Raw genomic sequence first — 23,059 nt, forward strand, 5'->3', positions numbered from 1 at the left:
ACTGACCCCACACCGCATCCGGTCACCGCCCGCCACTTTCCGGCCGGACTCAACTCCCCACCCCGTTTCGCATTTGTGTTCGCAACACCTCGCAGGTAGACAGGGGCTCGCGCACATAGATCGATCTCCGGGGGGGGCGGGGAAGCAGTGACGGACCGCGTACCGATCAACCCGTGCAGCATCCCGCAGTTCACGGGTGACCTGGACGCGCTGGAGCGCAACAGGACCGCAGTATCGGCCGCAGCGGGCACGCTCCGCGACGCGGGCTCCAACGTCGACTCCCAGTTCCAGGGCCTGTCCGCCTTCTACTCCGCCCCGGAGGCGGCGCAGCTGTTCGCGACAACGAATCCGGTGAAGACGGAGAGCGACTTCGTCGCGGACCAACTGGAGTCAGCAGCCAAAGCCTTGGGCGAATTCGCCACCGAGGCGCGCCCCATCGTGGCCCGCCTCAAGCAGCTCCAGGCCGAGGCGACCACCTTCTCGAACAAGATCACCGGCGACGAGCACTGGAAGGACGACAAGAAGAAGGTCGACGAGAACAACGACCTGATCCACGACGTCAACGCAGCCGCCGGCGCCTTCTGGGCTGCCGAACGCACCTGCGCGAACAAGATCCGCGCCCTGTACTGCGCACCACCGCTGACCGCCGACGACGGCTCGCACGGCGCGAACATGTACGGCTACAAAGCCTCCGATCTCAACAAGGCGCAGGACCTGCCCTGGGGTTCACAGCTTGAGCAGAGCCACCGCTGGTACGAGATTGACCACTGGGTGAAATCCTTCGTCTGGGACGGCATCGTCGTCGACGGCATCTGGGGCACGGTCCGCGGCCTCGGCACGCTCGTCGGCGTCGACGGCGCGGACGCGGCGGGCCAGGCCTGGACGGGCCTGGCGAAGCTGGCGACCGGTCTGGCCATCACCACCATGCTCCCCGCGTCGAACGCGATGTTCTGGACGGCCGACGACAAGGACCTGCCGCCCTGGATTCGCGACTCGCGCAAGGCGATGAAAGAGACGGGCAAGGCCCTCGTCGCCTGGGACGAGTGGGGCAAGAACCCGGCCCGCGCGGCCGGCGCGGTCACCTTCAACGTCGTGACCTCCATCGTCACCGGCGGCGCCAGCACAGCCGCCAAGACGGGCACGGTCGCCAAGGCCATCTCGACGGCCGGCAAGGTCGGCTCACTGATCGACCCCATCACCTACGTCGTCAAGGCCGGCTCCCTCACCCTCAATAAGCTCAAGATCGGCGAGCTGTTCGCGAACCTGGGCAAGGTCGACGGCGCCTTCCCGAAGCTCGACGACGTGGTCTGGAAGGACCTCCCCAAGGCCGACGCCCCGGGCGTCAAGTTCCCGCACCCGGACGACACGATGCGGCTGCCCGACGACGCGCTGGGCCGCCCCCAGTACTACGACAAGACCACCAACCAACTCCTGGACCACAAGGGCCTCCCCAAACAGGACCTCACCTCCGTCCCCAAAGGCTCGGACCACCCCCTGGCCGAAGTCCCCAGGCATCAGGAAGTCACCGTCGGCGTGGGCGCCCACACGGCGGACGTCACCTCCCACACCCCCGGCGGCACGGCGACGCACACCCCGGGCGGCACCGCCGACAACATGCCGCACAACAGCCACACCGAACCCGGCGGCAACGGCGGCCGGGGCAACACCGACACCACCCCGACGGGCGGCGGCCACGGCGACGGCCCGGGCACGGGCAGCGGCCACGGCGACAACCCGACGGTCCCGCACCAGGGCGGCGGCATCCCGGACAACCTGGGCCACGGCGACGGGCCCGGCCCGTCAGTGCCCGGCCACGGGGAACGGCCCGAGCTGCCGCCCCACCGGGAGAACGCGCACAAGTACACGGCCGCCGAGAAGCGGCAGATCATGGAGTACCAGGTCTACCGGGCGAACGACAAGACGGACACCTACTTCAAGCAGTACTACAACAAGCTCGGCTACCGCCTGCGGGCCGATGTCCCGGACCACACCGGTCTGGTCCCGCCGCAGCTCGTGGAGACCGCTCCCGACGTCTGGGTGCCGAAGTCGGACATTCCGCCGCCGGTTCCGCCGGACTACCTGGGCAAGGCGGATTCGGTCAGCCACAAGGACGCCTCCGTCACCAAGGAGATGCGGGACTCGCTCGACCAGGCAGCGAAGGAACGTCACGACGCCATCGCCGCCGACAAGGGGCCCCACGACGCCTACGGCGAAGCCAAGGCGGCCCACAAGACCCACAACACGGTGGAAACCAAGGCCGCACTCGACGCGGCCAAGGCGGAGCACGCACCGTTCCACGAGGCCCTTTCCAAGAAGAGCGAGGCGTACGGCGAGGCCATAGCCAGGGAACACGCGATACCGAAGGAGTTCCCCGGGGCCAAGGAAGAACCGCTGCACGGCCCGGACAACGGCAACGACCAGTTCGACCAGGTGTACAAGCACGGTGACCGGTACGTTGTGGTCGAGGCGAAGAGCCACGTCACCACGGACTTGGGCGAACGCCGGATCGGCGGTAAGCGTGTCTCGCAGGGAACCCGCGAGTACTTCGAGGACATCCTGAAGCAAATGAAGAAGCGCGGAAGAGACATCGAGAGCGAAAAGGACCTGTACAAAGCCCTCAAGGCAGCGCTGGACGCGGATCCCCCGCGAATCGACTACGTCGTCGTCAAGGGAGCCGATAACACGGGAATTTACGCCGGATACACTATTCGACATTTCGACCTCACCAAATGACAGGGGAAGCGATGACCGTCTTCGTGGCCGGCCATTCGGAGCCGCGGCCGACCAGCGCGGCCTGGGTCGATGAACTCACCGAGGATCTGATCGAGGACCTCGACGCCCTCTCTTCATCGCCCCGGAAGCTCAGGTCGGCGTGGAAGGACGGCACCTTCAACGTCAGCGCCCGGTTCGGGGTGGACCCACAGGCCGCCGAGCTGGGCACGTGGGAGGCGGTGGTCGCGGCGGCGCAGCTGGGATCCGCGCTGTTCCGTACGGCTGGGATGGCCGAGGGAACCACCGAGGTACGCATCCACCACGCGATGCGCACCCTGCCGGCGGCGGGGCCCTCGTGGGACGCGAACGCAGAGGCATGGACCGAGGCGTTCTGGTACGCGATCATCACCCGCGACCAGCCGAAGATGACCGAGCTGTGCGAGCTCCCGATCGACGTCCTGCGGGCCTCGGGCGCGGACCACGACGACTACCTCTACCACTGGGTCGCCACGCTCCAGGCGTACTGGCTCAAGCGTCCCGAGCTGGTCCCGGAACTGACGCTGACCTTCCAGCGCTCCCACCCCGACGTCGCGGTCATCGCGGGCCGGGAGTACATCCAGCAGGTCGCCTACCCGCCGATCAACCTCTTCTACAAGTTCCTCAAGAAGGACGAGGAAGGCTTCCACGCCACGCTCCTGGAAGCCCTCGAACTCCACAAGCAGTACTGGACCGCCACTCCCGAGCGCGCGAACGACATCGACGGCCTCGTACCGCTCGGCATCCTCGCCGTCACCTGCCTCGCCTACGACGGCGGCATCCCCGTCAACGTCGAGTCCCCGTACCTGCCCGTGCACCTGCTGAAGCGCTCCTGGGTCGGCGAGTTCGCCACCTGACGGCATCAAGTCGCAGAATGGCTAGGGAAACTGGGGGTCTGTCGAGCCCATGCCCCCAACAGATACACACCGAGGAGCCTGTGAACTCGATCGTGCAACGCCATGCGCTTCCCAACGGCATGGCGAGCCGCGCCGAGGCGCTCGACAAGGACGCGGCGACGGACGAGGTGCGGACCCTCCCGGCGACCGGGCCGCAGTACGCCGCCAACCCGGCGAACTGGATCAACGCCTTCTGGCTGGCGATCGCCTGCCGGGAGCCGGAGCGGCTGACGGCCCTGGCCCAAGTCCCACTGGAGCTGTTGCGGGCGCCGGGCGCCGGGTACGACGAGTACGTGTACCCGTGGATCGAGACCCTGCAGACCTGGTGGCTCCGCGGCGGCGACCTGAGCGTGTCCCTCGACGCCGCGATCGCGGGCACCGACCCGGAGGGGCTCGAGGGCGACGACCGGGACCTCATGCTGCGAATCCTCCGAATCACCTCATCGCACGGAGCTGGGTCGGGGAGTTCGACACCCTGAGCACGTAAATCACGCCCCCCGTACCGGCATTGGGGCGGACAGGAACGGGAGACACCAATTGATTACCACCACTTCCTCTGTGGCCCGCTGGAGTTGGGGGGAATTCGGGAAGCATCCCGATCCCGTCCATGAGGCCGTACGCCTCTTCCACCTCACCCTCGGCGTCCTCGAGCGGCACCAGCTGGGGGTGCCGCAGGGCGGGCGCGTGGCGGTGCACGTGTCGAAGTGGGGCGGCCGGGACGATTTGCTGCGGGCTGACCTTCCCGTGGGGGTGGCGGGTGACGGGGCGCTGGTGGAGGGGATCAGGCGTGGCCTGGATGACGGGAAGATGGGGGGTGTCGGGCTCTACGCGACGTGCGACGGCGTGGTGGAGACCGCTGCGGGGCCCGAGCCCGTGGAGGGGATGTTCGCCGTCTCCGTCGACGTGGACGACGGCTTCTCCGTGGTGTGGCTGATCACCTTCTCGGATGCCTGGATGCCGTTCGATCTGCGGGGCCGCGCGCAGGAGGCCCTCTTCGCCGCAAACCGGCCCCGCCTGGCCGCAGCCCTGGCCGGGCTTTCCCAGGCGTTCGGCATGGAGACCGACCCCGATGACCCCACCTGGTTCGGGATTGCGACCACGACAGGTGTCGAGAACCACTACGAGCACGATGGCACCACCCCGTCCGACGTGTGGGGAAGCTTCGAGATCCCCTACCGGAACGGAATCTTCAGCCAGACCCCGAGGTTCACGGCCGGGTACGGGCGGCAGGCGTCGGGACCCGTGCGGTACGTCCCGGTCATGGGATCCCAGGGGGTACTGGGGTACCTGTGGGCCTCGGACACCGAGGCCGCCGCGAGCTTCGAGCCGCGTGACGCAGCCGACCTGGACGCCTACCGGGCCGGCCTGGTCTGGCTGGACCGGCTGCAAGAGGCGTACGACAAGGGTCTGTCTCCCACCGCCGCGCTCGTCGAGCTGGGCAGATGTCCCGCTGATCCCGTCGCAGGGCTGGCCGAGGTGAATGCGACGGTCGAGGTGGACGAGTTCGGGAAGCTGGCGCTACTGGCGCTGGAGTAAGGGCGCGTCCGGCCGTGAGCAATGCACGCGCGAACGCTGTGGTGGAGAGGCTCACCGCCATTGACTGGTGGGCCGCAGAGGACAGCCTCGAGCACGGAACTTCTTGTGCTCGACTCATGCGGGAGTACTTTCGCCGCGCGGCCCTTCATTCCACTGCGCCTTATCCCTCCACCCAGTGAGGCTGGGGTCCGGACGCGAAGGCGAGGATGTCGTGGACTGCTTCGCTCAGGCTGCCGAAGTGGCGGTGCACGCCGTTCACCGCCACAGGGGTGTTGACGCCCCACACCCTCATCCCGGCGCGCAGCCCGGACTGCACCCCGGAGGGGGCGTCCTCGATGACCAGGCAGTCCTCCGGTTTGGCACCAAGTCGCGCGGCGGCCTGCAGATACGGCACCGGAGACGGCTTGCCTTCCTCCACAGCGGCCGCATCCACGAGAACGTCCGGGACGGGCAAGCCGGTCCGTGCGAAGCGTCCGCGCACCCGGTGCTCGTAGTTCGACGTCACCAGGGCCCAGCCTCGGGGGTGCAGGGCACTCAGCAGCTCCGAGGCGCCGTCGAAGGCCGTGTAAGTACCGGACCGGACGTCCTCGTCCTCCAGCTCGTGCAGTACGGCCAGGCACTCCCGAGGGTTCCGGTCCGGAGCGACCTGCGCGAAGGTCTCCATCGGCCTCGTCCGCAGCGCCACCCGGTAGACCTCATCGGGGTCGAGTCCGTACCGCTCCGCCCACGTTCGCCACACCACGCGCTGATTGTCGACGGCATCGATCAGCGTGCCGTCGACATCAAACAGGACATACCTCATCGCACCTGACGGCCCGGGTTCCCTGATCACGCCTCGATCATGCCATCGGGTCCTGAGCAGGCAGTTTGCGGGACAAGCCTTGGGCACACTGGACACCTGCACGCCGGGTGTGGGGACGGCGGCCTGGAGGTACCGATGGAGGAGCACGTGAACGGGAGCCGCACGCTTCAGGAATGGGGCGACGAGGGGCGTCGGAACGTCCTTGGGATCGCGGACATGCTGGGGGTTTCGGCTGATCGCTTCGAGGGTGAACCGATGACGCTGATTCCCGCACTGCAGCACTACGTCGACCGGCTTCCGCTCGAGGAGTTCGAGCAGTCCGACTGGGTGACCCTTCACGCGGATCTGGTCTCGTACCTGGCCGAATTCCTCATTCGGCGGTACGGGGCGTCCTGGGAGGTCGCCGACGACCCGGACGGCCCCGTCGGGTACCAGTACGTCATCGAGGCCACGGGCTTCGACGGGGTCGTGCGGCGCGTCGATCCGTTCGCCGTGGTGGCGGGCGAGTTCCAGGAGCTGCCCGTCGAGGTCGTCAGGATGCTCGCCACCGCCGAGTACGCGCTGGGGCTCACGGTCGTCGTCGAGTAGGCGTCACGGCCGGGGCGGCGCGAGGTCGTCCAAGAGGCCGGTGAAGGGCCGGCGCAGGGCCACCGCCGCCGGGCGGGAGTCCGCCGTGGTGTAGGCGGTCAGGGCGGCGCGGGCCGTGGTCACCGCCGGGCCGGGGTCGGTTCCGGAGAGGGTGTCCTCGATGGCGCGGGCCGTGAGGGAGGCGAGGGCGGGGAGGCGCAGCCTGGCCCGGGCTAGGTCCGCGGCGAGGTCCGTCCGGCCGGCGAAGGCGGCGACCTCCCGGGCCAGGGTCGTGAGGTGTGGGGTGAGGCCGTCGGCGGTGGCGATGGTGGCGGCCTGGCGCCGGACGGTGTCCCGGTACCGGCGGCGCAGCGGGTTGAACCGCATGGCGCGTTCGGCTTCGCGGGCGCGGGCGGCGTCCGCGTGGACCGCCTCGGCGTGGGCGGTGACGAGGGCGAGGTTGTCGCGGGCGGCGGCGGGGTCCGGGGCGCCCAGGGCCGCCACGGTGCCGGTGAGGGCGCGGGTCAGGCGTACGCGGCAGTCCTCGGCGAGGTCGGCCAGGATCCGGTGCGGGTCGGGCGGCCACAGCAGCGGGGCGAGCAGGACCGTCACCGCCGCGCCCGCCACCGTCTCCCAGACGCGGTGCCATCCGTAGGCGTCGGGTGAAGCGTTGGCGAAGACCAGCAGCGAGGACGCAGCCACCTGGATGTTCAGCCCCCCGCCGGCCCGCAGGACCATCCCGACGCCCAGCCCCAGGGCCACCACCAGCGCCAGTGTGAGGGTCGAGGGGCGCAGTACGTTCAGGACCGCGATCCCGATCAGCACCCCCGCCACCACCCCCAGGGACCGCGACACCGAGGCGCCGAGCGCCGTCACCGGATCGCCGCGCAGGGCCACCAGCGGCACGACCGCCGCGTAGACCGGGGGCTGGTCGGCGCCCAGCCACAGCGCCACCTGCCAGGCGGCGGCGACGGTGACCACGATGCGCGCCGCAGCCGGGAAGTCGGTACGCACGAGGGCGGCGAGGGCGGCGCGTTCACGGGCCCGGCGAGCCCGTACGGGCGGAAGGGGCACGGGCACAGGGTGCGGCCACCGGACGGCCCACCGCCCCCATTACGCCGACAGCGGCATGTCACACCCCCTGCACCCCACCCCTGCCGCGTACGCCGCCACGTGCTCCGGCGTCGTGCCCGCCCAGGCGATGTAGCCGTCCGGCCGGACGAGGAAGACGCCGTCGCCGTACGCCTCGTACGAGGGGATGCGCACGGTGCGTACGCCCGGCAGCTCCGGAAGGGCGGCCGAGGGCTCGCCGACGGACAGCAGGGTCCAGTGCGGTCCCCGGAACGCGTCGAAGAGCCGGACTCCGCCACGGATGCCGTCCGGGGCCCGGTCGCCGGCCCGGAGGGCGTCGGCGGGCAGGTCCGTACGGGTCTCCGCCGCCAGCGACGAGCCCCGGTAGCCGAGGCCGAGCTGCTGGGTGGCCGCCCCGCGCCGGGCCTCGCCGCGGTGGATCCGGGTCGACAGGCCGAGCATCTCGGCGGCGACGGGCAGCCGCTCCTCCTCGTACGAGGCGAGCAGGCTCTCCGGGGCCGCCCCGCGCAGGACCGCGGCCAGCTTCCAGCCCAGGTTGTAGGCGTCCTGGACGCTGGTGTTGAGCCCCTGCCCGCCGGCGGGCGAGTGGACGTGCGCGGCGTCGCCGACGAGGAAGATCCGGCCCTCCCGGAACCGGTCGGCCATCGCCGCGCGCGGCCGGAAGTCCGAGGCCCAGCGCACCTCGGTCACATCGGCGGGATCCAGGTGCGAGCGGGCGGCGATCACCTCGCGGACGCCGTCGAGGGAGAGGTCGATGTCCCCGCCGCCCTCGGGGAGTTGCGCGGCGACCTGGAAGTCGGCGGTCCCGGCCAGGGGGCAGATCGCGAGGAATCCGGTGCCGTCGGCGGCGGCGGGCGGGAAGACGTGCCAGTGCTCCCGGTCGAGGCCGGTGATGCGGACGTCGGCCACCAGCATCGGGTTCGGGTCCACGGTCTCGCCCGTCATCCCGATCCCGAGGGCGCGCCGCACCGTCGAGCGGCCCCCGTCGGCGGCGACGGCGTACCGCGCCCGGACGGGCGCGCCGGAGGCGAACTCGGCCGTCACCCCGTCCGCGTCCTGCACGATGCCCACCAGCTCCCGGCCGAAGGCGACGCCCCCGCCCAGCTCGGCGAGCCGGGCCAGGAGGATCTCCTGCGTGCGCCACTGCGGCACCATCCAGGGCTCGTGGTACGGCGCGCCCTCGCCCGGCTCGGTCTCGTCGGACATCACGTGCTCGCCCAGCTGCTTCCCGTCCTGCCAGATCATTCCGACCGGGTACGGGCCGCCGGCCGCCCGGACCGCGTCGTGGACGCCGAGGTCGTCGAGGACCTCCAGGGTGCGCGGCTGGATGCCCTTGCCGCGGGATCCGGGGAAGAGGCCGGCCGTCCGCTCCGCGAGGAGGGCGCGCACCCCGTGCCGGGCGAGGTCCACGGCGAGGGCGAGCCCGGCGGGCCCCGCCCCGACGATCAGTACGTCCGTCGTCAGTACGCCCGTGTCCGTGAGTACGTCCGCGTCCATGACCTTCTCCTTAACGCTGTTAAGTTCCGTCCCCACGAGAGTGCCCTTAACGCTGTTAAACTGTCAAGCGTGGTTACGCGCAGATCCCCCAAGCTGGACAAGAAGCAGGCCGTCGACACCTCGCTGAGGCTGCTCAACGAGCTGGGCCTGGACGGGCTCAGCCTGCGGGCCATCGCCAAGGAGCTGGACGTCCAGGCACCCGCCCTGTACTGGCACTTCAAGAACAAGCAGGAGCTGCTCGACGAGATGGCGACGGAGATGTACCGCCGGATGGTCGCGGACGCCGCGCTCTCCCCGGACCTCTCCTGGCAGGACCGCCTCCTCGCCGCCAACCGCGGCCTGCGCACCGCCCTGCTCCGCTACCGCGACGGCGCGAAGGTCTTCAGCGGCTCCCGCTTCACCGGCACCGAGCACGCCGTCGAGATGGAGGCGAACCTCCGCGCCCTCGTCGCGGCGGGCTTCGAGCTCCCCCAGGCCGTCCGCGCCACCACCACGGCCTACTTCTTCACCCTCGGCTTCGTCACCGAGGAACAGGGCGTGGAGCCGCTCCCCGGCGAGCGCCGGGAGGGCTTCGACGTGGACGAGCGCGCCGAGCGGCTGGCCGACTTCCCCCTCGCCGCCGAGGCCGGCGCCGAGCTCTTCCAGGACTACGACGAGGGCTTCGAGGAAGGCCTGCGCCTGGTGATCGCGGGCATCGCGGCCCGGTACGGGGTCGCCTGATGAGCGGACAGGGCTACGGCTTCCTCCTCGCCGGGAAGGTGGAACCGCAGGACCTCGCCCGGGTACTGGACGAGGTGTTCGCGGCGGGCACGGGGGCCGTCGAGGTCGCACCCCAGTGGGATGCCGACGCCTGGCGGTGGGACACGCCCGTCCAGTGCGGGTACGAGTGGTTCAGCCACGGCGACATCGCCGGTGCGCTCCACGTCTACGCCGGTCCCGCCGTGCCGGATCCGCCGTCCGGCGAGACCATCGCGCGGGCGCTGGCACGGGAGTTGGGGACGGCGGTGCTGGTCGACTGGCGGACCCACCCGTGGGTCGAGCAGGTCCTCACCCCCGGAGGCGGGGCCACCTTCGCGCGGGTAGACGACCTGGAGGGGGACGCCGAGGGGTGCGAGGTGACCGCGACGCACGCCTGGGTCGAGGAGTTCCCGAACGCCGTGGTCGAGGGGCTTCCCGAGGTGGTGCGGCACGCACCCCTCGCGCCCCAAGGCACCGCCCCCCGCCTGTGGCTGTGGACCGACCTGATCTGCCGCATGGAGGCCGGGTGGCCCCCCGTGCGCTGGTACGGGATCGACATGTACCGGGAGAACCTGGAGTCCCGCGACGAGCTGCGCGACCTGGAAGGCGACCCCGAGCTGGGGGCCCAGCTGGAGGCCCTCGACGCCAGGTTCCGGGCCGTGACCGTCGAGGACGCCGGCCTGGAGATCGGCGCCGACCCGGCCGCCACCCCCTGGTATTGGCACCGGCGCCCCGCCGTACTGCCCTGGCGGGTGCTGCTGCCCGCCGACCCGGAGGCCGCCGACCGGCTGTGGGAGTGGGTCCTGGCCGGGGCTTCGGGCGGGGAGGACCTGATGGGGCTCGACCTCAGCGGGGCGGTGCTGGACGGCGCCGACTTCACCGAGTCCTGGGCCTACGACGCCAAGTTCGCCGGCGCCCGCCTGGTCGGAGCCTGCTTCTACCGCTCCCACCTCAAGGGCGCCGACCTCTCCGGGGCCGACGCCACCGGCGCCTGCTTCGTACGGGCCGACCTCGACGAGTCCGTCCTGCGCGGCACCGTCCTCGACGGGGCCGACCTCGTCCGGGCCGAGCTGTACGGGGCCGACCTGCGCGGCGCGAGCCTGCGCGGCGCCCGCATCCTGGGGGCGGTGCTGCTGGAGACCGACCTGCGCGGGGCCGACCTCAGCGGCGCGGTCCTCCAGGAGAACTCCTTCGGGGTGACGGTGGACGACAGCACCGTGGTGGCGGGACTGACCGGCACCGTCTTCGGGCCGGCGGAACACGTCGCACCGGACGGGTCCCGCACCACCCTCGCCGGCGGCGAGCTGGAGGACTGGATAGCGGCGCGCGGAGGCGACGTACGCGTCCTCACACCGCGCCGGCCGTAATCCGGCACGGCGGAACCGATTTGTGGGTGGCGGCGTGCGGTCGTGCACGCCCCGAGCGCGGCACGGCAGCCGCCACCCCACGACCCGCACTCGTCAAGGCACAGGACCCTTGGCGTCCCCTCGCGACGAATCGCTCACCACCAGGGTGATCAACAGGTGACAAACCGTCAACACCTCGTTAGAGGTACACGTGCGGTTCCCTCATAAGCCCACAATTTTTCAGAGTCCCTTTTGGGGTCCCTTTCGGGGTTCCCTTCGAGGTCCCTTTCGGGGCTGCTTCCGGAGCCTCCGTCACGGCCCGGTCGATCTCGCACCAGATGCGTTTGCCCGCGCCCTCGCGCTGCCAGCCCCACCGGTCCGCGAGCCCGTCCACCAGCTCCAGCCCGCGCCCGCCGGTGTCCTCGCCGCCGGCCTGCCGCCGGGCCGGCGCCCGGTCGCTCGCGTCGGCCACCTCGACCCGCACCCCCGGCTCCCCGAACAGCATCCGCAGCACGGCCGGACAGCCCGTGTGCACGACCGCGTTCGTGACCAGCTCGGAGATCAGGAGGATCAGCGTCTCGGCGAGCGGCTCGTCATCCCCTATGCCGGACCCCGCCAGCCGGGACCGCGCCCACCGGCGCGCCCGGCCGACCTCGGCGGGGTCCGGTCCTACCTCCAGCTGTACCTGAAGCACCTGCACCGCTCACACCATCCGAACCGGCGGACACTTCGCCTCGCGACAGGATGGGATCACCGACTGTGATCCCCGTGCCGAGCAGCATGGTTGACATACAGTCACCACAACAAGCGCTTCGGGCATATTCCAGCGCGAAGGAGTAGGCGTGGTGCATACTGTGCGACGCTCACGCCGCTCAACCGCTCGCATCGTCGGAGCGTACCGTGGCACACCCCTGCCACCGGGCCGCATCGAGGTGGGCGAAGGACACAAACCGATATCAACTCTCTGTAATCGGACATGCGTCCCGCGCCGTCCCTCCCGTAACAACCTGCTACGACACAACCTGCTACGACGCGTCGTCCGCGAGCAGCCGCTCCGCCAGCAGCTCCTCCGCCTCCGCCGCCGTGCGCCACTGCTCCGCCCGCACCCAGGCCCGCTTCAGGTGCAGGTGCACGTCCGCCTCCCACGTGAACCCCATCCCGCCGTGCACCTGGAGGCAGTCCCGGGCGCCCCGCACGGCCGCCCCGTCCGCGAGCAGCTTGGCGGTGGCGATCTCGGCGGGGTCCCCGGTCACCGCCGCCGCGTAGACCGCCGTACGCGCCACCTCGGCCCGTACCAGCATCCGCGCGCACAGGTGCTTGACGGCCTGGAAGCCCCCGATCGGCTGCCCGAACTGCTCGCGCTCCCCCGCATACCGCACCGCCAGCTCCACCGTCCGCACCGCGCTTCCGGCCTGCAGCGCGGCCGTCAGCAGCGCCCCGGTGTCCCGGTACTCGGCACCCGGCGCCGAACCCGACGCCCGCCACAGCGGGGTCAGCGGGTCCGCCGAGCGCACCGGCTCGCCCGCCGGGACCCCGGGCATCCCGAGGACGGCGTCGGCCTCCCCCAGGTGGGTCACCAGCGGCCCGTCCAGATCGAAGGCGGTCACCACCGCCGAGCCGGACGCCGCCCCCCGGACCACTCCGGCGGCCAGGTGGGTGGCCACCAGCGGTCCCGGCAGCAGTGCCCGCCCGGCCTCCTCGAAGACGAGCACCGCCTCCGGCAGGCCCAGGCCCACCCCGCCCTCGGCTTCGGGGAGCCGCAGCGAGAAGAAGCCCGCCTCGCCCAGCTCCCGCCAGAGGGCACGGTCCACGCCCGCGCCGCTGTCCACCGAGGCCCGCAGCGCCTCGCGCCCGTACCGCCCGGCCAGCAGGTTCCGTACGCCCGCCCGCAGGTCCCGCTGTTCCTCGGTCTCCTGGAAGTCCACGGCGCTCACCGCCCCTTCGGCAGGCCGAGGATCCGCTCGGCCACGATGTTCCGCTGGATCTGGGAGGTGCCCGCCGCGATGGTGTACGAGAGCGACGAGAGCCGGTCCAGGACCCACTCCTCCTCGAGGGACAGGGCCGAGGATCCCAGGACCGCCGCGGCCGCCTCGTACAGCTCCTGCCGCGCGTGCGAGTACGCCAGCTTGAAGACGCTGCCCCCCGTACCCGGGACGCCGCCCGAGCGCTGTGAGGCGCTGACGTTCCACTGCGTCAGCCGCCAGAGGGCCCCGAATTCCCCGTAGAGCCGTCCCAGGGTGCGACGTATCACGGGATCGTCCCAGCGGCCGTTGTCCTTCGCCGTACGGGCCAGCCGCGCGAGCGTCCGCCGGCAGGCGACGACCTCGCCGACGAAGGCGGTGCCGCGCTCGAAGGACAGGGTCACCATCGTGACCCGCCAGCCGTCGTTCTCCGCGCCGACCCGGTTGGCGACCGGGACGCGGACCTCGTCCAGGAACACCTCCGCGAACTCGGCCGATCCGGCGAGGGTGCGCAGCGGCCGGACCGTGACCCCCGGCGCGTCCATCGGCATGGCCAGCCAGGAGATCCCCCGGTGTTTCGGGGCCTGCGCGTCGGTGCGCACCAGCAGCTCGCACCAGTCGGCGACCTCGGCGTGCGAGGTCCAGATCTTCGATCCGGTGACCACGTACGCGTCCCCGTCGCGCACCGCCCTCGTGCGCAGGGAGGCCAGGTCGGAGCCGGCGTCGGGCTCGCTGAAGCCCTGGCACCACACCTCGTCCCCGCGCAGTACGGGCGGCAGCCAGCGCGCCCGCTGCTCGGCCGTGCCCTCGGCGGCGATGGTGGGTCCCGCGTGCAGCAGGCCGACGAAGTTGGCGCCGACGTACGGGGCTCCCGCGCGCTCGGTCTCCTCGAGGAAGATCAGGTGCTGGGTCGGGGTGGCGCCCCGGCCGCCGGCGTCGAGGGGCCAGTGCAGGCCCGCGTACCCGGCGTCGTAGAGCCGGCGCTGCCAGCCGAGGTCGTAGGCGCGGCGGCCCGGCCAGTCCTCCGGTGCGGGCTTGGCGGGCAGCTCGGGCAGCGCCTTGGCCAGCCACTCGCGCAGCCGGGCGCGGAAGTCCTGCTCCTCCTCGGTGTAGGCGAGGTCCATCAGCGGTCCCGGTCGAAGGACAGGCCCAGCATGCGGATGGCGTTGCCGCGCATCAGCTTGTACACGGTCTCCTCGTCCAGGCCCCGCACGTGGTCGAGGGCGACCTCCTTGGTGTGCGGGAAGGTCGAGTCCACGTGCGGGTAGTCGGTCTCGAAGGTGGCGTTGTCGCGGCCGACCACGTCCAGCGAGGCGATGCCGTGCTTGTCGCGGAAGAAGCAGCAGAAGATCTGCCGGTAGTAGTACGTGGACGGCGGCTCGGGGATCAGGTCCTTGACCCCGCCCCAGGCGCGGTGCTCCTGCCACACGTCGTCGGCGCGCTCCAGGGCGTAGGGGATCCAGCCCATCTGGCCTTCGCTGTAGGCGAGTTTGAGCGTCGGGAACTTCACCAGGACCCCGCTGAAGAGGAAGTCCATCATCGAGGCCATGGCGTTGTTGAAGCTCAGCGAGGCCTGGACGGCGGGCGGTGCGTCGGGGGAGGCGGCGGGCATCTGGGAGGAGGACCCGATGTGCATGTTCACGACCGTGCCGGTCTCCTGGCAGACGGCGAAGAAGGGGTCCCAGTACCCGGAGTGGATGGACGGCAGCCCCAGGTGGGTCGGGATCTCGGAGAAGGTCACCGCGCGCACGCCCCGGGCGGCGTTGCGGCGGATCTCGGCGACGGCCAGGTCGATGTCCCACAGCGGGATGATGCACAGCGGGATCAGCCGGCCGCCGCTGTCGCCGCACCACTCCTCGACCATCCAGTCGTTGTACGCGCGCACGCAGGCGAGGGCCACTTCCTTGTCGTGGGCCTCCGCGAAGGTCTGGCCGCAGAAGCGCGGGAAGGTGGGGAAGCACAGGGAGGCCTCGACGTGGTTGAGGTCCATGTCGAGGAGCCGCGCCTTGGGGTCCCAGCAGCCGCGCCGCATCTCCTCGCGGGTGATGCCCTCCAGGGTCATGTCGTCGCGGTCGAAGCCGACGGCGGCGATGTTGCGCTTGTACGGGAACTTCAGGTCCTCGTAGATCCACCAGTCGGTCGGCGGGCCGTCGGGATCCATGGAGATCACGTACTTGCCGCCGGTGTACTCCAGCTCGCCGATCCCGGCGGTGAGCGCCTTGGGCCCGCGGTCCCGGTACTTGGCGGGCAGCCACACGTCGAAGAGGTGGGCGGGCTCGATCACGTGGTCGTCGACGCTGATGATCCGAGGCAGTTCCAGTCCCATGCTCGCTCCCAAATCTGATGGCTCGTCAGAAACAAGCTAGCCCCGCCACCCCTGGACCGACAAGCGCCGGAGCCCTACGCTCTGCCCTTGATCTGACTAACCGTCAGCTATGGGGAGGTCTGGGATGACGGACACCGCGACCGGCACCGCGGCAGAGCTGAGCCGCTCCCGCACCCTGTGGGAGCTGATCGCCCGCCGGGCCGCACTGACCCCCGACACCACCGTCCTGATCGAGGCGGCCGAGAACCCGGCGACCGAGAACCCGGCGACCGACCGACGGCTGACCTTCGGGGAGCTGCGCGAGCGCGCCGAACGCGTCGCGGCGGGCCTGTACGGCATGGGCGTACGCCCCGGCACCGTCGTCGCCTGGCAACTGCCGACCCGCATCGAGACGGTCCTGCTCTCGGCCGCCCTCGCCCGCCTCGGCGCCGTCCAGTCGCCCGTGATCCCCTTCTACCGCGACCGCGAGGTCGGCTTCGCGCTGCGCGAGTCCAAGGCGGAGTTCTTCGCCGTACCCGGCACCTGGCGCGGCTTCGACCACACCGCCATGGCCGCCCGGCTCGGCGCGCACGGGGTCTTCGAGGCGTACGCGACCCTCCCCGACGGCGACCCGGCCGTGCTGCCCCCGCCGCCGGCCGACGGGACCTCCGTCCGCTGGATCTACTGGACCTCCGGCACCACCTCCGACCCCAAGGGCGTCCTGCACACCGACCGCTCCCTGATCGCGGGCGGCTCCTGCCTCGCCCACGCCCTGCGCCTGACCCCGGCCGACGTCGGCTCGATGGCCTTCCCGTACGCGCACATAGCCGGGCCGGACTACACCGTGATGCTGCTGCTGTACGGGTTCCCGGCGGTGCTCTTCGAGAAGTTCGCGATGCCGGACGCCCTGGACGGCTACCGCCGCCACCGAGTCACCCTCGCCGGCGGCTCCACCGCCTTCTACTCCATGTTCCTGGCCGAGCAGCGCAAGGACCCGGCCGTCAGGCTCCTGCCGAGCCTGCGGCTGCTCGCGGGCGGCGGCGCCCCCAAACCCCCGGAGATCTACCACGCGGTCGTCCGCGAGCTGGGCTGCCGGCTGACCCACGGCTACGGCATGACCGAGGTCCCGATGATCACCATGGGCTCCCCGGACGACACCCCGGAGAACCTCGCCACCACCGAGGGCCGGCCCCCCGAGGGCATGTCCATCCGCATCACCACCCCCGGCGGCACCCCCCTGCCCGCCGGCACCGACGGCGAGGTCCGGCTGCGCGGCGAGGCCGTCTGCCAGGGCTACCTGAGCCGCGCGGACTCCGAGGGAGCCTTCGACACCGACGGCTACCTGATCACCGGCGACCTGGGCCACCTCACCGCCTCCGGCCACCTGGTCCTCACCGGACGCAGCAAGGACGTGATCATCCGCAAGGGCGAGAACATCTCGGCGAAGGAGATCGAGGACCTCCTCCACCAGCTCCCCGGCGTCGGCGACGTGGCCGTCATCGGCCTGCCGGACGAGGAACGCGGCGAGCGCGTCTGCGCCGTCGTCGAACAGCCGCCCGGCGCCGCCCCCCTCACCCTCCCCCAGGTCACCGCGTACCTGCGCTCGCAGGGGCTGTCGCCCCACAAACTCCCCGAGCAGCTGGAGCTGATCGACGCGCTGCCCCGCAACGACGCCCTGCGCAAGGTGCTGAAGTACCGGCTGCGCGAGCGCTACGCCTGACCCGGGAGCCCCTCCCCGGGGGGTGTCACCAAGGTGACAGGCCCCTTGGTGCCGGGCCGTTCCCCTTCCCCGGGGCTTTCGACGGCAGCAAGATGGTGATCACCGGAACGGCGGCGGGAAAGAATCCCGAAGCCGGGGCCGCCGGGGCAACTCGCCCCCGACGCCCGGGCATCCGCCTCCCGGACCACCAGAACCCGTCGTCAGCCAGGGGGCACCGCCATGTCCAGAACCACCCACAGCCGCATCGCCCGCACCGTCGCCGCCACCACCGGCGCGGTCGCCTCCAGCGGCATCGGGTGGGACTGACCGGCATGCTCCTCGTCCGTCTGCCCCTCGTCAACCACACCGGGGCGCCGGGTACGGAGAGCGGGGCGAGCCTCCTCCACGACGCCCTCTGGGCCCACGCCGGCCCGCAGCACGCCCTCGAACACGTGCGGGTGCGTCCCCTGCCGCAGGGGATGAGCGTGGCCCTCTTCGTCCGGGCCGAGAACGACGACCAGGCCCGTGAAAAGGCCCGCGCCCTCCTCGCCACCGTCCTCGGGACGGGCGCGGCCCGCCACTACTCGCTCGGCCCGCTCATCCCGAACTGACCCGCCGCCCGGCACCCCTGCCGCAGCGCCCCGACCACGTCACCGCTCGACCCGCACCACCGCGCCACCGCCCCACCGCTCGACCCGCCCCACCGCGCCACCACCGCGCCGCCGCCGCCCGTCCGACCGCTGTTCCTGCAGGGCAGCCGTCACCGCCGGCGACCGGGCCACCGCGCCGCTTCACCCCGCTCCCGGGCCAAGGCGCGGGCCGGCCCCGCCGGCTCGGCAGCACCGCCCCACCACACTTCCCCGGCCCTGATGCCTCGGGCCGCCATGTCCTCCTGGAGACACCACCATGACCGCGCGTCGCTCCTCCCGCATGCTCACCGTCGCCCTCACCTCCCTCGTCGCCGCGCCGCTGCTGGCCGTCGCCCTGCCCGCCGTCTCGGCGCAGGCGGAGTCCCAGACCGTCGCCTCGATCGCCCGGGCCGAGGTCGGCGGCACCTGCGGCGACTACAACTGCCAGTACTCCAACGCCTGGTGCGCCGAGTTCACCCGCTGGGTGTGGAACAAGGCCGGCGCGAACACGTCCGGCATCAGCGCGGCGGCTGTCAGCATCTACCAGTACGGCAAGAACAAGGGCACGCTGCACAGCACCCCGCAGGTCGGCGACGCGGTCCTCTACGACAGGGACGGCAACCTCAACGACGGCGAGGCCGACCACGTCAACATCGTCGTGGCGGTCTCCGGGGACAGCATCCAGACCGTCGGCGGCAACGAGAGCGGCGGCGTGCGCTTCCGCGAGTGGTTCAACTGGAAGACCAACTCCAGCCCGGTCGGCGCCGGCCGCGCACTGGCCTTCATCGGCCCGGCCGGCCTGGCCGAGACCCCCGAGACCCCGGTCAGCCAGGGCGGCGACCTCTACCACGCGATCCGCGACGCCGCCGGCAGCTGGACCTCCTTCCAGCCGCTGAACGGCGCGAACGGCGCGTCCTTCTTCAACGCCACGGAGGAGTCGATCGCCGCGACCCCGGACGGGTCGACCCAGACGCTGGCCACCGGCAAGGACGGCAACCTCTACCACACGGCCCGCTACCCCGACGGCACCTGGCAGGGCTGGAACCGCATGGACGGCGTGGGCAGCGCCGCCTCCTTCGCCGCACAGGGCCAGTCGCTCGCCGGCATGCCCAACGGCGACGCCCAGAGCATGAGCATCGGCAACGACGGCAAGGTCTACCACAACACCCGCTTCAAGAACGGCACCTGGCAGGGCTGGAACCAGGTCGGCGACTGGCAGGCCAAGAAGGTCGCCGCGGCGGGTCTGCCCGACGGCAGCATGCAGTCCCTGATCGTCGGGAACGACGGGAACGTCTACCACAACGTCCGCAAGACGGACGGCACCTGGCAGGGCTGGTACGCCACCGCCGGCGCGGGCACCGCCCCGACCTTCGCCGCGAGCAACATCGCCATCGCCGGCCTGCCCAACGGTGACGCCCAGCTCCTCGCGGTCGGCAACGACGGCAACACCTGGCACAACATCCGCAAGGCCGACGGCACCTGGCAGGGCTGGAGCCGCATGGACGGCGCGAACGGCGCCGCCACCTTCGCCGCGAGCAGCGTGGCCATCACGGGCCTGCCGAACGGCGACGCCCAGCTCCTCGCCGTCGGCAACGACGGCAAGGCCTGGCACAACATCCGCAACGCGGCCGGCCAGTGGCAGGGCTGGAAGACCACCGGCATGGGCGCCCACAAGGTCAGCCTGACCGGCACGCCGGACGGCGCCGCGCAGATGCTCGTCACCCGCAACTGACCCGCCGGCCGGCCCGCCTCACGGCGGGCCGGCCCCGCCGGGGCGCCCCGCGCCCCGGCCCCCGCCTGCCGCCGCCCTCCCCAGACCGCCGAGAAGAGACCTCCGATGTCCCGCCGCCGCGCCTTCGCCACCGCAACCGCCACCGTCCTCGCCGCCGTCGCCCTGTCCACGGTCGCCACCGGCTCCTCGCAGGCCGCCTCCGTCGCCACCTGGGACAAGGTGGCCCAGTGCGAGAGCACCAACAACTGGAGCATCAACACCGGCAACGGCTACTACGGCGGCCTCCAGATACTGAAGAGCACCTGGGACGCCTACGGCGGCACGCAGTACGCGGCCTACCCCCACCAGGCCAGCAAGCAGCAGCAGATCCTGACCGCGGAGAAGATCCTCGCCGGGCAGGGCGCGGGCGCCTGGGGCAGCTGCGGTTCGGCCGCGGGCCTGGCGTACGACCACGCGGACCCGTACCCGGCGGCCCCCGTCAGCCAGGCGGGCGACTTCTACCACGCGATCCGCGCCGCCGACGGCGGCTGGAGCGGCTTCAAGCCGCTGGGCGGCGCGAACGGCGCGGAGTTCTTCAACGGCTCGCAGGAGGCCATCACCGCGACCCCCGACGGTTCCGTGCAGGTCCTCGGCACCGGCAAGGACGGCAACCTCTACCACACGGCCCGCTACCCGGACGGCTCCTGGCAGGGCTGGAACCGCATGGACGGCGTGGGCGGCGCGGCCTCCTTCGCCGCGCAGGGCGAGGCGATCGCGGGCATGCCCAACGGCGACGCGCAGATCATGGCGATCGGCGGCGACGGGAAGATCTACCACAACGCCCGCTACAAGAGCGGCTCCTGGCAGGGCTGGAACCAGGTCGGCGACTGGCAGGCCAAGAAGGTCGCCGCGGCCGCCCTCCCCAACGGGGACCTCCAGATCCTGATCACCGGCACCGACGGGAACGTCTACCACAACGTCCGCAAGGCCGACGGCACCTGGCAGGGCTGGAACGGCGTCGCGGGCGTGGGCAGCGCCGCGACCTTCGCCGCGGGCAACGTCGCCATCGCCGGCCTGCCGAACGGTGACGCGCAGCTCCTCGCGGTCGGCAACGACGGCAACACGTACCACAACATCCGCAGGGCGGACGGTACGTGGCAGGGCTGGAACCGGATGGACGGCGCGAACGGCGCGGCCTCCTTCGCCGCGAGCAGCGTGGCCATCACGGGCCTGCCGAACGGCGACGCCCAGCTCCTCGCCGTCGGCAACGACGGCAAGGCCTGGCACAACATCCGCAACGCGGCCGGCCAGTGGCAGGGCTGGAAGACCACCGGCTTCGGCGCCCAGAAGGCGGGCATCACCGGCACCCCGAGCGGTGACGCCCAGCTCCTCGTCACCCGCAGCTGACCACCGGAACCTCACCGCCGTACGCGGCTCCACTTCCCCGGAGCCGCGTACGGCGTTCCCGCGTTCCCGCCGTCCCGCCTTCCCGCGGCTACAGCCGGCTCAGCGACGCCGCGGCGAAGAGCACGTCACGGATCGCCTCCCGGTCGCCGGTCTGGCCCACGGCGGCCTCCTCCGGGGAGATGTGCCCGGCGGCGAGCTGGCAGAACTCCAGCCCGTCCAGCGCGACTTCCGCCACCGTGTGCTCCCGCGAGGGCTTCGCCGCCGGGGAGTCCAGGGCGATGTCCCAGCCGCCCCCGCCCGCGCCCTCGATCTCCAGGTGCAGGGTCCGCCCCGGAGCGCCCGCCGCGACCAGCCCGCGCGGCGGCGCCGCCAGTCCCGAGCGGCGCCGGCCCGCCAGCGCGCCGGGGAGCAGCCGCGCCGCGAGGTCGATCATCCGGTGCAGGTGCGGCCCCGAGGGCGGCTCGTACGGGTAGTCCACCGCCTCCGCGATGTCCCAGGCGTGCACCCAGCACTCGAAGGCCCGCTCCAGGAAGGCGTCCCCGAGCGGCAGCGCGAAACCCCCGTAGTCCACGGCCAGTTCGGCCACGCCCCGGCCCGCGAAGGAGACCGTACGGACCAGCGTGTGCCCCTGGGCCCGCCAGGGTTCGCGGACCTTGCGGGTGGCGGGGTAGGGGGCGGCGGTCCAGAAGTGCTCGGTGCGGTCGGTGGGCCCGCCCGGCGGTGCCTGGGGTCCGAGCGGGTCGTCCAGTCCCAGGGCGGTGGCGATCAGCCCGTCCACCGTGAGCAGGTGCCCGATCACCCCCGCGACGGTGGTGCGGTGCGTGCGCCGGCGTTCCTCCTCGAACCACTTGAGCCGGACCGGGGTGTGCCACTCCGAGTCGCCGAAGTCCCGCAGCAGCGCGTCGAGGCGCGCGGTCTCGGTGTCGTACGGGTTCGCCCACACCGGTACGGGGATGCGGGCGGGGCGCTTGCCCAGGCAGTCCTCCAGCACGCGCGAGCGCAGCAGCGGCTTGAGGTCGAGGCTCTCCTCCGGGTGGAGCAGGCCCACCGCGTCGCGCAGCCGCAGCGCCTCCTCCGCGCAGGGCGCGCACTCGGTGAGGTGGTCCTCGACGGCCTGGGTCTCCTCGGTGGAGCAGGCGGCGAGCGCCCACGCGCCGAGCAGGGACTTCAGTACGGCGTGCGAGGGTGGTGCGGGCGGCAGGGTTTCGGGGGCGTCGAGGTCGTCACCGGCCGCGCGGGGACCCGGTATCCGCGCCCGACCGCCCGCCGGCCGCTGGTACGCGTCGTCGGGGGTGTTGTCGGAGGGTCCGGTCATCGGGGCGTTCCGTATCCGCGTGGGCCGTATCCGGGCGGGGCGGTGTCCTCCCGTGGGAGGACGTTGGCGGTCGACAGCAGCTGGAGCCCGAGCCGCAGCCTGCGCCGTGCCTCGTCCTCGCTGATCTGCAGGTCGGCGGCGGCCTGGCGGTAGTCGCGGCGCTTGAAGTACGCCAGCTCCAGGGCGGCCCGCAGCGGTGCGGGCATGGAGGTGACGATGTAGTCCGCGCGGGCGGCCGCGTTGGCGCTGCGCACCTTCTGCTCGAGTTCCTCGCGCGAGCCCCGGCCCAGTTCGGCCTGGCGCAGCCGGGCGACGGCCTGGCCCTGGGTGATCCGGGCGACCCAGGAGCGCATGGAGCCCTGCTTGGGGTCGTAGGCGTCCGGGTTCTCCCAGATGTAGCCGAAGACCTCGCGGGTGATCCGGTCCGCGGCCTTCTCGTCGCCGAGGACCCGGTGGGCCAGGCTGTGGACGAGCGAGGCGAACCGGTCGTAGAGCTCACCGAGCGCGGCGGCCTCACCGCGGGCGAGGCGCTGCTGCATGCGGCGGTCCCAGCGCGGTGGAACATCCTTCGCCATCGTGCCTCCAGCCGTGTGTCGACCCGTCAAATGTAGTGGGCACCGGATGGAACGCGCCGGTTTTGGCAGAAGCTCACCCCGGAAGCGGGACCTCCGTGCTAACCGGGCGCCTTGGCACACGCGTACGCGCCCCGGCGCGCTCCCCGTGCGCGGGTTCGATGCGGCCACCTCCTTGACCGCTTCGCTTAACGCCCGGGCCACCGAGGCCTTACGCTCCTGCCTGTCTTGATCTGCA

Annotated in this window: 20 protein-coding genes; 11 read left to right on the plus strand and 9 right to left on the minus strand. The window is 71.8% G+C overall.

Features of this window, described 5'->3' with window-relative positions; all coding sequences use genetic code 11:
* Positions 1–147 precede the first annotated feature (147 nt).
* From OOK34_RS09470 to OOK34_RS09485, 4 genes are all read left to right on the plus strand, one after another.
* Positions 148–2,733: a hypothetical protein gene (locus OOK34_RS09470; protein WP_267033421.1), complete on the plus strand. Its 2,586-nt coding sequence runs from the start codon at positions 148–150 to the stop codon at positions 2,731–2,733.
* Positions 2,730–3,605, plus strand: coding sequence for an immunity 49 family protein (locus tag OOK34_RS09475; RefSeq protein ID WP_267033422.1), 876 nt, complete (start codon positions 2,730–2,732; stop codon positions 3,603–3,605). Before OOK34_RS09470 ends, OOK34_RS09475 begins: the two co-directional genes overlap by 4 nt.
* 80 nt (positions 3,606–3,685) lie before the next feature.
* The gene (locus tag OOK34_RS09480) at positions 3,686–4,123 is read left to right on the plus strand and encodes an immunity 49 family protein (protein ID WP_267033423.1); all 438 of its coding nucleotides are present in this window, start codon (positions 3,686–3,688) and stop codon (positions 4,121–4,123) included.
* A gap of 58 nt (positions 4,124–4,181) precedes the next feature.
* Entirely contained in the window at positions 4,182–5,180 is a 999-nt protein-coding gene (locus tag OOK34_RS09485) for a hypothetical protein (protein WP_267033424.1), read from the plus strand.
* Positions 5,181–5,340: 160 nt separating this feature from the next.
* Here OOK34_RS09485 and OOK34_RS09490 read toward each other — a convergent pair whose 3' ends face one another.
* A complete protein-coding gene (locus OOK34_RS09490) occupies positions 5,341–5,982 on the minus strand; it encodes an HAD family phosphatase (protein ID WP_267033425.1) in 642 nt (213 codons plus the stop codon).
* A gap of 255 nt (positions 5,983–6,237) precedes the next feature.
* On the opposite strand from OOK34_RS09490, the gene OOK34_RS09495 reads away from it, so the two are divergent.
* The gene (locus OOK34_RS09495) at positions 6,238–6,570 is read left to right on the plus strand and encodes a hypothetical protein (protein ID WP_267033426.1); all 333 of its coding nucleotides are present in this window, start codon (positions 6,238–6,240) and stop codon (positions 6,568–6,570) included.
* 3 nt (positions 6,571–6,573) lie between these two features.
* On the opposite strand, the gene OOK34_RS09500 is transcribed toward OOK34_RS09495, so the two are convergent.
* Together OOK34_RS09500 and OOK34_RS09505 are read right to left on the minus strand one after the other, a co-directional pair.
* Complete coding sequence (locus OOK34_RS09500) at positions 6,574–7,623, minus strand: aromatic acid exporter family protein (RefSeq protein WP_267033427.1); 1,050 nt, start codon at positions 7,621–7,623, stop codon at positions 6,574–6,576.
* Positions 7,624–7,662: 39 nt separating this feature from the next.
* On the minus strand, positions 7,663–9,138 hold the full coding sequence (locus OOK34_RS09505; protein WP_267033428.1) for an FAD-dependent oxidoreductase: 1,476 nt from the start codon (positions 9,136–9,138) through the stop codon (positions 7,663–7,665).
* A gap of 69 nt (positions 9,139–9,207) precedes the next feature.
* Here OOK34_RS09505 and OOK34_RS09510 point away from each other — a divergent pair, with 69 nt between their 5' ends.
* Positions 9,208–9,858 carry a TetR/AcrR family transcriptional regulator C-terminal domain-containing protein gene (locus OOK34_RS09510; RefSeq protein WP_267033429.1) on the plus strand — a complete coding sequence of 217 codons (651 nt, stop codon included), beginning with the start codon at positions 9,208–9,210 and terminating at the stop codon, positions 9,856–9,858.
* Positions 9,858–11,243 carry a pentapeptide repeat-containing protein gene (locus OOK34_RS09515; RefSeq protein WP_267033430.1) on the plus strand — a complete coding sequence of 462 codons (1,386 nt, stop codon included), beginning with the start codon at positions 9,858–9,860 and terminating at the stop codon, positions 11,241–11,243. The genes OOK34_RS09510 and OOK34_RS09515 overlap by 1 nt, the downstream gene beginning before the upstream one ends.
* 178 nt (positions 11,244–11,421) lie before the next feature.
* On the opposite strand, the gene OOK34_RS09520 is transcribed toward OOK34_RS09515, so the two are convergent.
* The 4 genes from OOK34_RS09520 to OOK34_RS09535 form a co-directional block, all read right to left on the minus strand.
* Positions 11,422–11,922 (minus strand): ATP-binding protein, encoded by a 501-nt coding sequence (locus OOK34_RS09520; protein WP_267033431.1) that lies wholly within the window; start codon positions 11,920–11,922, stop codon positions 11,422–11,424.
* Positions 11,923–12,247: 325 nt separating this feature from the next.
* Positions 12,248–13,147, minus strand: coding sequence for an acyl-CoA dehydrogenase family protein (locus OOK34_RS09525; RefSeq protein WP_267036678.1), 900 nt, complete (start codon positions 13,145–13,147; stop codon positions 12,248–12,250).
* A gap of 5 nt (positions 13,148–13,152) precedes the next feature.
* Entirely contained in the window at positions 13,153–14,307 is a 1,155-nt protein-coding gene (locus OOK34_RS09530; RefSeq protein WP_267033432.1) for an acyl-CoA dehydrogenase, read from the minus strand.
* Positions 14,307–15,509, minus strand: a complete 1,203-nt coding sequence (locus tag OOK34_RS09535) for an amidohydrolase family protein (RefSeq protein WP_267033433.1) — start codon at positions 15,507–15,509, stop codon at positions 14,307–14,309. Before OOK34_RS09535 ends, OOK34_RS09530 begins: the two co-directional genes overlap by 1 nt.
* A gap of 124 nt (positions 15,510–15,633) precedes the next feature.
* Here OOK34_RS09535 and OOK34_RS09540 point away from each other — a divergent pair, with 124 nt between their 5' ends.
* From OOK34_RS09540 to OOK34_RS35340, 4 genes are all read left to right on the plus strand, one after another.
* Complete coding sequence (locus OOK34_RS09540) at positions 15,634–17,208, plus strand: AMP-binding protein (protein ID WP_267033434.1); 1,575 nt, start codon at positions 15,634–15,636, stop codon at positions 17,206–17,208.
* 311 nt (positions 17,209–17,519) lie between these two features.
* Positions 17,520–17,798, plus strand: coding sequence for a hypothetical protein (locus OOK34_RS09545; RefSeq protein ID WP_267033435.1), 279 nt, complete (start codon positions 17,520–17,522; stop codon positions 17,796–17,798).
* Between the two features lie 295 nt (positions 17,799–18,093).
* Complete coding sequence (locus tag OOK34_RS09550) at positions 18,094–19,548, plus strand: CHAP domain-containing protein (protein ID WP_267033436.1); 1,455 nt, start codon at positions 18,094–18,096, stop codon at positions 19,546–19,548.
* 105 nt (positions 19,549–19,653) lie between these two features.
* Positions 19,654–20,934 (plus strand): transglycosylase family protein, encoded by a 1,281-nt coding sequence (locus OOK34_RS35340; protein WP_323183407.1) that lies wholly within the window; start codon positions 19,654–19,656, stop codon positions 20,932–20,934.
* An 88-nt stretch (positions 20,935–21,022) separates the two neighbouring features.
* Here OOK34_RS35340 and OOK34_RS09560 read toward each other — a convergent pair whose 3' ends face one another.
* Both OOK34_RS09560 and OOK34_RS09565 read right to left on the minus strand, forming a co-directional pair.
* Positions 21,023–22,249, minus strand: a complete 1,227-nt coding sequence (locus OOK34_RS09560; RefSeq protein ID WP_267033437.1) for a zf-HC2 domain-containing protein — start codon at positions 22,247–22,249, stop codon at positions 21,023–21,025.
* Positions 22,246–22,824 (minus strand): sigma-70 family RNA polymerase sigma factor, encoded by a 579-nt coding sequence (locus tag OOK34_RS09565; protein WP_007265652.1) that lies wholly within the window; start codon positions 22,822–22,824, stop codon positions 22,246–22,248. The genes OOK34_RS09560 and OOK34_RS09565 overlap by 4 nt, the downstream gene beginning before the upstream one ends.
* Between the last annotated feature and the right edge of the window lie 235 nt (positions 22,825–23,059).

The organism is Streptomyces sp. NBC_00091 (assembly GCF_026343185.1).
Lineage (GTDB): Bacteria > Actinomycetota > Actinomycetes > Streptomycetales > Streptomycetaceae > Streptomyces.